The 13,444-nt window shown below is 71.2% G+C and carries 10 protein-coding genes; 5 read left to right on the forward strand and 5 right to left on the reverse strand.

What is annotated here, in order from left to right:
* Nucleotides 1-104: 104 nt before the first annotated feature.
* The 3 genes from N8I86_RS00945 to N8I86_RS00955 form a co-directional block, all read right to left on the reverse strand.
* A complete protein-coding gene (locus N8I86_RS00945) occupies nt 105-3,857 on the reverse strand; it encodes an amino acid adenylation domain-containing protein (RefSeq protein ID WP_263276767.1) in 3,753 nt (1,250 codons plus the stop codon).
* Entirely contained in the window at nt 3,796-5,058 is a 1,263-nt protein-coding gene (locus N8I86_RS00950) for an MFS transporter (RefSeq protein ID WP_263276768.1), read from the reverse strand. The genes N8I86_RS00945 and N8I86_RS00950 overlap by 62 nt, the downstream gene beginning before the upstream one ends.
* 716 nt (nt 5,059-5,774) lie before the next feature.
* Nucleotides 5,775-6,686 (reverse strand): GNAT family N-acetyltransferase, encoded by a 912-nt coding sequence (locus tag N8I86_RS00955; protein ID WP_263276769.1) that lies wholly within the window; start codon nt 6,684-6,686, stop codon nt 5,775-5,777.
* Nucleotides 6,687-6,986: 300 nt separating this feature from the next.
* Between N8I86_RS00955 and N8I86_RS00960 the strand changes: the two genes are divergently transcribed.
* The 4 genes from N8I86_RS00960 to N8I86_RS00975 all read left to right on the forward strand — a co-directional run bounded on the left by N8I86_RS00960 (nt 6,987) and on the right by N8I86_RS00975 (nt 10,303).
* A complete protein-coding gene (locus tag N8I86_RS00960) occupies nt 6,987-7,907 on the forward strand; it encodes a Rieske 2Fe-2S domain-containing protein (protein ID WP_263276770.1) in 921 nt (306 codons plus the stop codon).
* 123 nt (nt 7,908-8,030) lie between these two features.
* Nucleotides 8,031-8,624, forward strand: a complete 594-nt coding sequence (locus N8I86_RS00965) for a hypothetical protein (protein ID WP_263276771.1) — start codon at nt 8,031-8,033, stop codon at nt 8,622-8,624.
* A 284-nt stretch (nt 8,625-8,908) separates the two neighbouring features.
* Nucleotides 8,909-9,289: a glycine cleavage system protein GcvH gene (gene gcvH, locus N8I86_RS00970; RefSeq protein WP_263276772.1), complete on the forward strand. Its 381-nt coding sequence runs from the start codon at nt 8,909-8,911 to the stop codon at nt 9,287-9,289.
* Nucleotides 9,290-9,430: 141 nt separating this feature from the next.
* Nucleotides 9,431-10,303, forward strand: a complete 873-nt coding sequence (locus N8I86_RS00975) for a YihY/virulence factor BrkB family protein (protein WP_263276773.1) — start codon at nt 9,431-9,433, stop codon at nt 10,301-10,303.
* A gap of 156 nt (nt 10,304-10,459) precedes the next feature.
* On the opposite strand, the gene N8I86_RS00980 is transcribed toward N8I86_RS00975, so the two are convergent.
* Nucleotides 10,460-11,152, reverse strand: coding sequence for a TetR/AcrR family transcriptional regulator (locus tag N8I86_RS00980; protein ID WP_073896469.1), 693 nt, complete (start codon nt 11,150-11,152; stop codon nt 10,460-10,462).
* 53 nt (nt 11,153-11,205) lie between these two features.
* On the opposite strand from N8I86_RS00980, the gene N8I86_RS00985 reads away from it, so the two are divergent.
* On the forward strand, nt 11,206-12,324 hold the full coding sequence (locus N8I86_RS00985) for an FAD-dependent oxidoreductase (RefSeq protein WP_263276774.1): 1,119 nt from the start codon (nt 11,206-11,208) through the stop codon (nt 12,322-12,324).
* A gap of 93 nt (nt 12,325-12,417) precedes the next feature.
* On the opposite strand, the gene N8I86_RS00990 is transcribed toward N8I86_RS00985, so the two are convergent.
* Nucleotides 12,418-13,245, reverse strand: a complete 828-nt coding sequence (locus tag N8I86_RS00990; RefSeq protein ID WP_123439904.1) for an SCO6745 family protein — start codon at nt 13,243-13,245, stop codon at nt 12,418-12,420.
* Nucleotides 13,246-13,444: the final 199 nt, after the last annotated feature.

The following is a 13,444-nucleotide window of genomic DNA, read 5'->3' on the forward strand; positions in this document are numbered from 1 at the left end:
TGGGGTCGGACGTGTGCGCGGGGTGGCCGATCGGCCACAGTGGGTCACCCCTGGACGGTTGGGGGTGACCGCGTCAGGTGCGTGGGCGCCGGGCGCCCGGCGGGTCAGAGGTCGAAGTCGAGTTCGGCGGTGAGAATGTCGGCGGCGGCCCGGGCCGGGCGCTCGGGGCGGTCCGGACAGAGGGCGCCGAGTGGCGCCGTCGGGTCGGCGGCGAGGGCGTCGAGCAGGGCCACGAGGTCGTCGCGCCAGCCCTCCACCGTGTCCCGGCGGAACAGTCCGGAGGCGTACTGCCAGGCGGCCCGCAGGGTGCCGGCGTCCTCATGGATCTGCAGGTTGAGGTCGAAGACGGCCTGCCCGGTGGGTTCCAGGCGCAGCGGCACCCGGGCGCCCTGGAAGTCGACCGCGGCGTAGCGGCCGCTGTGCAGGGCGATGAGGGCGTCGAACAGCGGGGTGCGGCTGTAGTCGCGTACGGGCGCGGCGAGGGCGACGACGTCGTCGAACGGGAAGTCCTGGTGGGCGAAGGCCTCCTCGGCGGTGCGGGTGGTATGCCGCAGGTAGGTCTCGTAGGGCAGTGCGGGGTCCGCGTCGCCGCGCAGGCATACCGTCTGGGCGAACATGCCGACCGTGCGGTGCAGTCCGGGGGCGGTGCGGCCCGAGACGGGTGTGCCGAACGTGACGTGCGCCGTGCCCTTGAGCCGGCCGAGCAGGATGCCGTAGGCCGAGGCGAGCACCGCGAACAGGGTGACGTCCCGCTGTCTGGCCAGTTCCCGGAGGCGTGCCGTGCGGTCCGGGCCCAGGTCGAAGGTGACGACATCGCCCGCGAGTTCCCGCAGAGGCGGCCGCGGCCGGTCCGTGGGAAGGTCGCCGGGGTCGGGCGGGGAGGCGAACTCCTGCCGCCAGTAGGCCTCCTGGGATTTCTGCTGCCTTCGCCCCTCGGGTCCGGTCAGCCAGACGGCGTAGTCGCGGTAGCGGAGCGTGGGGGGCGGGGGTTCGTCACCCGCGTACAGGGCGTCGAGGTCCTCGAACAGCGGTGCCAGCGAGTAGCCGTCGACCACGATGTGGTGCAGGTCCAGGCGCAGGGTGACGGCGGCCGGTGTGCGGTGCACCTCCGCCCGCCACAGGGGTGCCTCGGACAGGTCGAAGGGCCGGACGAATGCGGCGAGGGGCCCGGGTTCGCCGTCGTGGACTTGGATCGACGGTTCGGCGTCGTCGTCGATGTGCTGCACGACCTCGCCGTCGTCCGTGACGGCGAACCGGGTGCGCAGCGCGTCGTGGCGCCGGGTGAGCCGGCGCAGGGCGTCGGTCAGCCGCAAGGTGTCGGTGTGGGCGGGGAGTGCGAGCGTGATGGGCACGTTGTAGTGCACGGCCCGTTCGTCCTTGAGCTGTTCGAAGTACAGCCGACGCTGTTGCGGGGTGACCGGATACGAGGGACGGGGCGGTGCGGGCCGGATCGCCGGTTCGGTGACGGGGGCGCTCCCCCGCACTAACGCCGCGAGTCCGCCCAGGGTGCGCGAGCGCAGTACGGCGCTGACGGGGCAGTCACGCCCGAGTACCTCCCGGACGCCTGCGGCGATCAGGGTGGCGGTGAGGGAGTCGGCGCCCAGGTCGCGCAGATCATGGGCGACGCCGAGGCCCTTGATGCCCAGGGCCTGTTCGGCGAGGTCCACCAGGGCCCGCTCGATGTCGTCCGACGGCGGGACGGCGGGTGTGCCGGGCGGCAGGTGGGCGCCGCCGGGGTCGGGCAGGGCGGCGCGGTCGACCTTGCCGGTGTGGTTCAGCGGCAGCGCCTCGAGGGGGACGAGGTGGGCGGGGACCATGTGGGGCGCGAGCGCCTGCGCGAGGTGGTCCCGCAGGTCCTCCGGCGCGGGCGGGCGGGGTCCGGCGTAGTAGCCGCACAGGTACTTCTCGCCCCGGCCCGGACGGGAGCGGGCGAGCACGATGGCCTCCGCCACGTCCGGGTGGCCGAGCATGGCCTTCTCCACCTCGGCCGGTTCGATGCGGAATCCGCGCACCTTGACCTGGTGGTCGCGCCGGCCGAGGAACTCCACGGTGCCGTCGGGCCGCCAGCGCGCCAGGTCGCCGCTGCGGTAGAGGCGTCCGCCGCCCGGGGAGAACAGGTCCGGCACGAAGCGTTCGGCGGTCAGCTCGGGCCGGCCGAGGTAGCCGCGCGCCACACCGTCCCCGCCCAGGCACAGCTCTCCGGGGACGCCGACGGGGCACAGCCGCCCCCGGTCGTCCAAGATGTAGGCGGTCGAGTGGGCGATCGGGCGGCCGATCGGTATCCGGCCCAGGTCGTCCCGGGTGATGCGGTGGGTGAGCGAGAAGGTGGTGTTCTCGGTGGGGCCGTACCCGTTGACCAGGGTGACTCCGGGGCAGGCCGTCATGGCCTTCGCGACGTGTACGGACGACAGTGCGTCGCCGCCGACGACGAGTTCGCGCAGTCCGCGGAACGCGGTGGCGTCCTGTTCCACGAGCTGGTTGAACAGCGGTGACGTCAGCCACAGGGTGGTGATGTCGTGGGCGGCCAGCTCACGTCCGAGGGCGCGTGCGTCGAGGATGACGTCAGAGTCCACCAGGTGCACGCTGCCGCCGTTCAGCAGCGGTCCCCACAGCTCGAAGGTGCTGGCGTCGAAGGCGATGGAGCCGGTGGGCAGGACCCGCAGGGGCCGCCCGAACCGTACGTAGTCCGTGCCCTTGACCAGCCGCACCACGTTGCGGTGGGTGACCTCGACGCCCTTGGGCTGTCCGGTGGTTCCGGAGGTGTAGCAGATGTACGCGAGGTCGGCCGCCGCGGGAGGCACGGTGAGGTGGTCCGCGGGGTGCGGTGAGGGGTGACCCGCGGGGTGCGGGGACGGGTGGCCCGTGGGGTGGAGCACCGTCCCGTCGAAGACGAAGTCCGCGGGCACCTCGGGTGAGGTGACCAGGACGCGCACCGAAGCGTCGGCGAGCAGCCATTCGGTACGCCGGGCCGGGAGACCCGTCTCCAGCGGCAGGTAGGCACAGCCGGCCTTGAGGATGCCGAGCGCACCGACGACGAGGTCCGCGGTACGCCCGGTGCGCAGGCCGACCCGCTCGCCGTGTCGTGCGCCCGCCGCCCGGATGGCGTGGGCCAGCCGGTCGGCTGCCGCGTCGAGCTCGCCATAGGTCAGCCGGCCGGAGCGGTCGGTGACGGCCGTCGCGTCCGGGGTCCTGCGGGCCTGCTCGCCGAAGAGGGCGGGAATGCCGGCGCTGTCGGGGTAGGGCCGGGAGGTGTCGTTGAAGGTGCCCAGGATGAGCGCCCGCTCATCCTCGCCCAGCAGGTCCGCCGCGTGCACCGGGGCCTGCGGGGAGCGGTCGAGGAACGCGGCGACGCGCCGGAGGTGATCGCCGAGGCGCCGTACGGTCGGCTCGTCGAACAGCGAGGGACGGTATCCCAGGAGCAGATCGGTTCCGTCCCGGGTCAGTTCGAGTTCCGCCGAACCCGCGGGCACGGCGTGGTCGGCGTAGCGTACGGCGGTCTCCGCGGGGCGCCGGTGCGGGGCCGCGTGTGCGGTCCGGGCCAGCAGGGCGGAGGCGGGTTCGTCCGGTTCGACGGCGAGGGTCAGCGCCCCCGCGCCGCGTCCACTCAGATCGACGTCGAGCAGCAGCCGCCGCTGACCGGTGTAGCGGTGCAGCAGGAGGGCGAACGCCGCCAGGTCGTGCGGGGTCGCCGCGTTCCGCAGACGCACCGAGGCGAGCGCGGTGTCGGCGGCGTCCCGGGTGCGCGGGTGGTCGGTGACGAGGAGGACGGCGTCGCCGTCGGTGTCGGGGCGGGTGTCAGGAACCGGCGGGGACGGCGTCGGCGTCCGGGTCGGAGTCCCGCTGCGCACGCTGGTCATCTGCTGCTGTCACCCCCAACCGGAAGGCGAGGTTGCGGAACAGGAACAGGGTGAGGGCGCCGGGCAGTACGGCGAGCGAGGCGACGACCAGGATGAGCAGGCTGTAGTGGTCGCCGCTCAGCAGCACACCGCCGAGGGCGGAGCCGGCCGGCAGCGCACCGGCCATGACGGTACGCATCAGGGTCATCGCCCGGCCCCGCATGGCGTTGGGCACGCGGGTCATGCGGACCACTCCGCCGAGGACCGTCATGGGCGCGGACAGGATGCCGTTGAGCACCAGGCCGATCAGGATGAACGGCAGTGCCTTCGGTACGAGCAGGAACAGCACGGCGCCGGACAGGAGTTGCAGCGCGCCGATACGCAGCATCTGCTTCTCGGAGGTCTTCGCGGCACCGGAGACGAGGGAGCCGATCAGTTCGCCTGCCGCCATGACGGCGAGCATCAGGCCGAGCACGCCGGGACCACCGTGGAACTCGTCCTTGGCGAGCCAGGGCAGGGCGACCACCAGGGCCCCCGCGGAGACGTTGAAGGCTCCGAAGGAGAGGGTGAGCACCAGCAGGAAGCGGTCTCGCGTGACCAGCCGGAACACGGGTTTCCAGCCGGGCTTCTCGCCTACGGCGTCGCCGGTCGGTTCGGGCCGGGCGAGGGGCGCGTCGATCATGCTGATCAGCAGGGCGAAGGCGAAGTAGGTGGCGGCGTCCAGCAGCAGGACGTTCTGGGCGCCGAACGCGGTGATCAGCAATGCGCCGAGAGCGGGTCCGACGACGTTCGCGGCGCCCATGGCGGTGGCTTCGAGTCCGGAAGCGGCCTGGAGCTTGTCCTCGGGGACCAGTTCGGGCAGGACGGCGGGTGTGCCGGCCAGCGGGATGATCTTCAGCAGTCCGTAGACCAGCGCGACCACGTACAGGACCCAGACGTGCAGTGCGCCGGCCAGTGCCAGCAGCGGCACCAGCGCGACGACGAAGCCGCGGAACACCGAGTCGGATATGAAGAGTTTGCGCCGGGAGAACCGGTCGAGAAGCGGTCCGACGAACGCACCGCCCACGATCACGGGGAGGGTGAGACAGACACCCAGTACGCCGAGGCCGGCGGCGCCGGCCTTGTCGAGCGTGATCCAGGCGAGCGCGGCGTAACTGGCGCCGTCACCCAGAAGATTCAATACCAGGGCCGACCACAGCAGACGGTAGTCCCTGAGCTGCAAAATGGCTAAATATGCTTTCACGTGACCGCACCGTTCTATGAGCCTGTAGGCAACAGAAGTGCACGGGCGGGCGTGTTGTTCACGCCAACTTTCCCGTATAGTGGTGCAGATGAAGGGCGCGTCGAGAAGCCATCCGCTCACCTGGGATGCGGACAGACCGAATTACGGCACCCAGTCCGATGCCGAAATGATCTGAGCTGCTGGTACGCGCACACGTCGGGCCGGCGCCCGATACCCCCGGAATACAAATACCTGACGCAGCGCCCCCCGCCCTGCTTTCGCCACCCCTGAGCGGCAGCCCCCGTTTTCCGTCACATGTTCTAACAGTTTCGCCGAGTTCGAGTCAAGCAATGCACGTGCCGGGTTTTTGGCGGGTTCTCGACTTGCCGTGACTCGGTTTGCGCTCGAAAGTCCACGGCACGCTCACCGCTTACACATTCGAGCCGACTGCACATGAGAAGGCCGCATGCGCTGGACACGAAGCGAAACGGAACAGGTGCCGCCGCGCGCGAGGCACCGGGGCCGTCGGGGCGGCGGCCGACCGGACGAACTCCTCACCGGCCCGTGCCGGATGAAGACGGGACATATCCGGCCGCGCGCGTCACTGGCCCCAGGCGTCGGTGACGCGCGCGGCCCAGTGCGGGACACGCCATCTCATGACGAGTCGCGGCGCCACGCACGGCGAATCGGCCGCCTACGACGAGAGGGGAGTCGCGTCAGGCCGCCGAGCGAGGAAGGCCGACGGAACGGCTTTCCTCCACGATGCGGTAGCCGGCGCTCGTGTAGAGGTTCATCGCCACCTCGTTGCCGCCCCAGACGGTGAACATCAGCACCGAGTCGCCGGCTGCGAGCGTGGCCTGCTCGCCGACCGCCATGGCCGCTCGCCCGTACCCCTTGCCGCGGTGGGCTTCCTCGACGTGCAGCGAGTAGCCGTAGCTGACTCCTGGGACGTACCCGTGCTTCAGCCAGCCCGTGCCGATCCGCTCCCCCGCCGCCTCGAGGACCAGGAACGTGTTGTCGGGCGTGGACAGGCCCTCCGGGAGCAACTCGGCGAAGTCACGGTCCGACTTGCGTACGGCCTCTTCGGGGCTCAGGGCCCCCGACCGGACGATGTCGCCGACATAGGCGTCCTTCTCGAAGGCCAGCCAATCGGGATACTCGGCGTGCGTCATCGGCCGTCCGGTGACGCCGTTGGTGGGTTCCGGCGCGGAACCCACGCGACGCGCCCTCAACTGGCCGCGGATGCGGTAGCCGTCGAACAGTTCGCCGGCGGGCTCGGTGAGGCGTATGTCCAGCCGGCGTGCGCCGCGCTCCGCGCACCAGCCCTCCGCCCAGTCCCGGGCGGCCCGCTCGTGCCCTCGGCCGGCATGGGACACGTCAAGGTGCAGGTCGCCCATGCGGCCCGCGAGCGCGCCGTTGACGTCGGTCACGGCCACGGCGACGTACCCCGCGTGCGCACCGGCGTCCGTGATCTCGGCGACGGTCCAGTCGTTGCCGGTACACCAATCCCCGGCCATGCGCTCCGCCGCGGCCGCACCGAGCCCTGCCGACTCGTACGAGGCGCGCCACCGCTCCTTGAAACCGGTCTGCCATGGAGTGCTGTCGCTGAGGACGTTGAATTCTGTCACTGGGTCACACTAGCCGCGTGGCGATGGACCTGAGCTGGCATTTTCGGGGCACCCGACGGTTCGTCAACTTCGCCTCGTGACGACTCCTCAGCAGTCACCGCAGCAGCTTGCGGGGAGCTGAGTTGGTCAAGTTTCCTTCTGGCGCCAACCTGGTCCGGCCGGCCGGCCAGCAGTGACGATTGAACCACGGCTCGCGGGCAGCATGCGGCAAATCGAACTAAAGTTCGCAAATCAGCGGTACCCACCGCCCGCCTCGCATCGTGTCGGATTACGAGCCGCCGGAGGGGCTACTCGCAGCAGATGAAACTCAGTGACGTTCTGCATCGGATACCTCCGCTGGCCGAGCGCCTCTCCCCCGACGCCCAGGGCCCGGGCCGGGTCCTGCAAGCCGTCGACCGGGTGGAGCGGTTCTCCGGCGCGGACCGGTTGCTCGACCGCGTGCAGCGGGTGATCCAAGCGGCGCCGCTGGGCCGGGCCCGCGACGGGCTGCACGGCCGGTGGCTCGGCCACCCGGTGCACCCCTTGCTGGTACAGGTACCGGTGGGCAGCTGGCTGTCAGCGGCTCTGCTCGACGTGCTCCCCGGACAGCGACGCGCCGCAGGCACCCTCGTCGCCACCGGCCTCATGGCGGCCGCCCCGGCCGCGCTGGCGGGCTGGGTCGACTGGGCGGACTGCAACCGGCCGCAGCAACGGATCGGATTCGTTCATGCCGCGGCCAACGCCGCCGGCGTCGCCCTGTACGCCACCTCGCTCAGCGCCCGCCTCCGCGGACGGCACACCGCGGGCAAAGTGCTCGGCTGGGCAGGACTGACGGTCATCGGTGCGGGCGGCGCGCTCGGCGGACATCTCGCCTACCGGCAGGCCGCCGGGGCCAACCATGCCGAAGCCGTCGCACAGCTGGTGGGGCCGGGATGGCACCACGTCGCCGACCTGAGCGACCTGCCCCACGACAAGCCGGTACGCCGCACTGTCGCGGACGTCGGCGTGGTCGTCGTACGCCGGCCGGACGACACGGTGCACGTGCTCGCCGAGCACTGCAGCCATCTCGGCGGCCCGCTGTCGGAAGGGGCGCTCGAAGACGGCTGCCTGCGCTGTCCGTGGCACGGCAGCCTCTTCCGGCTGACCGACGGCTGGAACGTCCAAGGCCCCGCCACCGCACCTCAGCCCGCCTTCGACACCCGCGTCACCGAGGGCCGCGTGGAGGCCAGGCTCCGCCAGTAGCGGCACAGGCAGCCGGACACTCACCTTGATTCCCCCGGAGCCGGCGGCGCACAGGGCGTATACAGCGTGGGATCTGGAAACTCGGGGGTGGAACTCTCGAAGGACGCGCGGAGGGAGCCCGCTATGAGCCATGTCAGGGCGAGTGCATCGGAGCTGCCCCAGCCCCTGCCGTTCATCGGCTCCGGACTGCGCCGCATCCCCGGTGTCGAGCAGCTGAACAAGATCACCGACGGCGCGTTGAACCGGATCGGAGCGGTCTCTCCCCGTGGTCGCCGACTGGCGGTGTACACCGGAGCCGGTGTGCTCGGCTTCGCGGGGGTGGTGGAGTGGCCCCTCGCAGTGACCGGTGCGGCCGTCGCGTGGCTGACCCAGCCGCGCCCCGCGGCAGACGTGTACGACGACACGACCTCGGATGTCCGGGAGGCAAGCGTTCAGCACGAGCCGGCCCGGGCCTCAGTACCGTCGACCCCGGCCGGCACGGGCCCCGGCCCCGCCGAGGCGTTGGCCGGCAAGACCACGACGCAGGAGCACCTCGGTCCCGGCGACCGGTTGGCGCCGTCGCATTTCCACCGCGAGCACGCCGAAGAGCGCGGCCACGAACAGCCCGCCAAGGTGGGTGACCCTGCCACTGCCTCGGCACTGAAGCGGGTCGCGCGGGCCTGCGCGGACCATGACGACGCAGGTGCCTCCGCCTCCGCGCCCGGTTCGGCTCACTAGGAAGCGTGAACCCCTGGCCCCCGAGTACGGCAGCACCGCGAACCGGGGCGGAAGGCGGCCGTACCGCGACGTCGAGGTGGAAGGCGGCCGTACCGGGGCGCAAGGCCCCCACCACGGCTTCGCGCGGGGCCGCGCACTTCTGCGCCGGTGTGCGTCACGCGTCACCCGCTCGGCGGACCGTGCGGGCCGAAATACACGTCATCTCCGGGCCGTACAGCAAGCTGTCCCTGCCGGTCGCCGACAGTGGCGGCCGTGCCGCATCCCCCACGGCTGATGGAGCTGACATGTCCCACGTGCCCGCCGATCTCACGTACACCGACGACCACGAGTGGATCCGAACGGAGGACGGGACCGTCACCGTGGGCATCACCGATCACGCTCAGCGGAACCTCGGCGACATCGTCTTCTTCGAGCTGCCCTCCGTCGGCAAGGTGGTCGATGCGGGAGACGCCATCGGCACGGTGGAGTCGGTCAAGGCGGCGTCCGAGCTCTACGCCCCGGTGGGCGGCGAGGTCATCGAGGTCAACGAGGAGGCCGTGGACAGCCCGGAAGACGTCAACGGAGACCCGTACGGGATGTGGCTCTTCAAGATCAAGGCCGCGAAGGGAAGGTTCGACGGGCTGCTCGACGCCAAGACGTACAAGAAGCTCGTGGACGGGGAGTGAGACTCCGGGGCGCCCGACGGTTGGTCGGGCGCCCCCGGTCGTTCTGGAGTTCGCGGCACAGGCCCCATCCTCGCGGAAGGCAGGAGGACGGAGATCAATCGAGAGCGCCTTCTCAGAACACTGACGTTCTGGCTGCGGCCGGTGTTCGCCTTGCGCGTCGTCAACCGGTTCCAGAAGATCGTGGGTTTCGACCGCTCGATGGCCCTGGCCTCCAGCGCTCTGACCGCACTCGTCCCGGTCTCCATCATCCTGGGCACCGTCTTCGGGCACTACGACGCGGCAGAGCAGATCATCAAGCGCTACAACCTCACCGGTGCGGGCGCCGAGGCGGTCAGCTCGCTCTTCTCCCCCGCCGAGGAGACCAGCGCGAGCGTGGGCATCCTCGGCATCGTGTTCCTGACGATCTCGGTGCTGAGTTTCACGCGCGCCGCACAGCGACTCTTCGAGCAGGCGTGGGAACTCAAGCCCCTCAGTGTGCGCAACACGCGCAACGGCCTGTGGTGGATCCTCACTCTCGGCTGCTACGCGGTGGTCATCACCGTGCTGTCCGCGCTTCTCGGCGGGCACGCGCTGGGGTTGGCCGCCGTGGTGTGCGAGGTCCCGGTGACCGCCGCGTTCCTCGTCTGGAGCGGATGGGTGTTGTCGGCGAAACGGATCGGCTGGCCGGACCTGATCCCCTTCGGCGTCACAGGCGCTGTTCTGACGGCGGCGTATTCAGTGGGCGCGAGCATCTACATGCCACGTCTCTTCAACTCCTCCGCGGCCCGTTACGGGGTGATGGGTGCGGTCTTCGCGTTGATCTCCGCCCTCTTCACCGCCATGCTCGCCCTGGTCGCGTCGGCGGCACTGGGGCGAGAGGTACGGGACGAGCTGCGCCGGATCCGTGCGGGCGACCGTCCTACCGACCGTGAGGTGCGCAGACAGTGGGACGCAGTGGTCGAGCAGGCGCGGTCACGGTGGCGCACGGTACGCAAGCAGGTATCGCATCGTCAGCCGAAGGACTCGCGACACTGACGGCGCGCCCGGCCACCGAGGGTCCACGGCCGTCCGTAGCCCGGCAGCCGGTGGGAGGTTGCGCACACGGCTCGACGTTCCGGGTGGAAGAACTGTGCACTCACCGGGACGGCCACACGCAGGAGGCGCTACGACCGCGCAGCGGGCCGGGACGAGTCATGCCGGCGGCCGGGCGAGTCTGGTGGCCACGGCATCGAGAATCCAGTCCAGGCCGGTCGTGAAGGACGTCTCGGCGTCCACCTCCGTGCCGTCGTGAACGGCCTTGCTCAGCGCGGGGAAGCGGCCCGTGGCCAGCATCCTCGTGATGTGCGGGCCGGAGGCGCGCTGCCAGTCGCGCTTGGACAGGCCCGTGGCGCGCTCGGCCCGCAGGTTCGCGATCTCGCGCCTGATCGCGCCGTTGTAGTAGGCGCTGACCGTCTCCACGGCGCGCATGACGGTGTCGATGTCGGCGAGGCCGTCGAGGGCGGCCAGCGTGGACTCGGCCACGGCGAGGCCGTTCGGTCCCAGGGTCGGGCGGCCGCCGAGCAGGTCGGCCAGCCATTCGTGCCGGAGAGCGGCATGCCTGGTGCGGTGGGCGAGCGTGCGCAGCGCCTCCCGCCAGTCACCGGGCTGCTCCTCGGGAAGGATCTCGGCCTGGACCTCGTCCACCATGAGATCGAACAGTTCTTCCTTGGTGGAGATGTAGCCGTAGAGCCGCATCGGGCCGGCGTTCAGCCGGGCGGCGACCTTGCGCACCGACACGGCCTCCAGCCCGCCCTCGTCGGCCAGCGCGATGGCGGCGGCCACGATGCGATCCCGATCGAGCGGCACGGGGCGAGTCGGCGGCTCCGGCCGGTCCCACACAGTCATGCCTAGATCGTACTGTTGCGATACAACGTACCGTCTCAATACAGTGTATCGACATGAGACACCGCATCGCTGTGGTCGGGGGCGGCCCTGCTGGTCTGACGTTCGCCCGCGTCCTGCGCCGCCACGACTGCCCCGTCACCGTCTTCGAGCGCGACCCCGCCCCCGACGCCCGCCCGCCGGGCGGCACGCTGGACCTCCAGGAGCGGCTGGGCCAGCTCGCGCTGGAAAAGGCGGGGCTGCTGGCCGAGTTCGAGGCTCTGTCCCGTCCCGAGGGTCAGGCCATGCGCATCCTGGACGCGGACGGGACCGTCCTGCGCGACTGGCTCCCCCGCCCGGATGAGCGCGCCAACCCCGAGATCGACCGCGGCCGACTCCGCGACCTGCTGCTCGGTACCCTCGACGTCCGGTGGGGGCGGGCCGTGACGCGGGTGGTGCCGGGCACCGATGAGGGCGCAGTGGTCCATTTCGCGGACGGACGGCAGGAGGCGTTCGACCTCGTGGTCGGTGCGGACGGCGCGTGGTCCCGTGTCCGGCCGGCCGTCTCGCCGGTGACACCCCACTACACCGGCGTCACCTCGGTCGAGACCGCCCTGGACGACGTCGACACCCGACACCCTGACCTCGCCCGGCTGATCGGCGACGGCTCCATGGCCGTGTACGGCGCGAACCGAGCCCTCGTAGCCCAGCGGAACAGCGGCGGCCACGTCAAGGTGTACGCCCAGTTCCGCGCGCCGCTGGACTGGCACACGCACCTGGACCGGGCCGACGCCGAGGCCGTGCGATCCGCCCTGCTCGCCCTGTTCGACGGCTGGGCCGCTCCCGTCCGCGAACTCCTCCGCCGCGGCGGCACTTTCGTCCACCGCCCCCTCCACGTCCTCCCGGTGTCCCACACCTGGCCCCACGTCTCCGGGGTGACGCTGCTCGGTGACGCCGCCCACCTGATGCCCCCTTTGGGGGCGGGCGCGAACCTCGCGATGCTCGAAGGCGCCGAACTCGCCGAGTCCATCGCCGCCGGGCCGGACGATCTCGACGAGGCCGTCCGCGCCTTCGAGGAACGGATGTGGGAACGGGCCGGCCGGTGGGCGCGGATCACGACGGCCGGTCTGGAACGCCTGGTCAGCCCGGACCCAGCGGCAGCCCTCGCCCTCTTCGACGAGGTCCAGCCGTCCTGAGGGCCTGGACACTTGTGACGCCCTCCAGGAGCTTCCGGAGAGGCGAAAGGCAATGACCGGGCCGGCCGACCCCCAAGGGTCAGCCCCTGCTGGTCACCGCGATCCCGCGGCGACCAGCTTCGCGGTGATGGGTTCGAGCTCGGCGACCAGCTCGTCGAGCTCGGCGGGCGACAGGGCGTCGTACGGCGCGGCGGCGAGCTCGTCGGTGAGGGCTTCGATACGTTGCCGGGTCTCGCGGCCGGCGTCCGTGAACCGGCCGTCGGTGTCGACGAGTCCGCGCTCGCGCAAGCCGTCCATGACCGCGGCGAGCCGCTCCTTGGGCAGGTGATGGATGCGCCCGAACGACTCCGGCGGGTGGATGCCCTCCGCGAGCGCCGAGAGCACGTGGGCCTCCGTGCCGCCGATGCGCGCGCAGACGAGCGCTGCGACATGCCCGTCACCGCGGTGCTCGCGCAGCATGGTCGCGGAATGCCACAGCCGGGCGACCGGGTCGCTCGGGACCGGAAGGGTACGCATCCCGGCGTACATCACCCGGCCTTCGGTGGGCGCGCTCGTCGCGGCTTTCGTGGTCAGGTCTGCGGCGCGCACGAGGCCCGGGGATCCGGCCAGCTCCTCGCCGAGGATCCGTCGTACGGAGGCGGCACTGCCCCGCTCCCGCGCGGCGACGGACGCCTCGGGCGGGATCGTCTCCCAGGCACTCGGAATGTGCCGCGCTGCCTCCCCGTCGGCGAAGCTGTAGAAAGCGGCGTGCACGACCTGTGCCGGTACCCGCCCCAGCGGCGCGGCCCGGCTGGCGAAATAGCCGTCCCAGTAGGTGCGATGGCCGAGCGCGGCCAGCTCCTCGTTGCATTCGTCGGCAAGGAAGGTGACGAGGCAGATCGGCTCCAGGAGCTCGAACATCCGGCGGGCTGTGTGCGTCATGGCCCACATGATGCCCGCGGTCAGTCCCCAGGGGAGCGGTAACGCCACGAACGCTCCTCACGGCAGGGGAGCCTGGCCGACACACCTCATCGATCCTCTTGTCGCTGCCGAGTCGCTACCCGCACCAGGCCGTGGTACCGGCCGCGGCCTGGTCCCGGGTGTGGCAGGGCCGCACTCCTCCGGCCCGGCAAGCAACCTC

The organism is Streptomyces albidicamelliae (assembly GCF_025642175.1).
In the GTDB taxonomy this organism is placed as follows: Bacteria; Actinomycetota; Actinomycetes; order Streptomycetales; family Streptomycetaceae; genus Streptomyces; species Streptomyces albidocamelliae.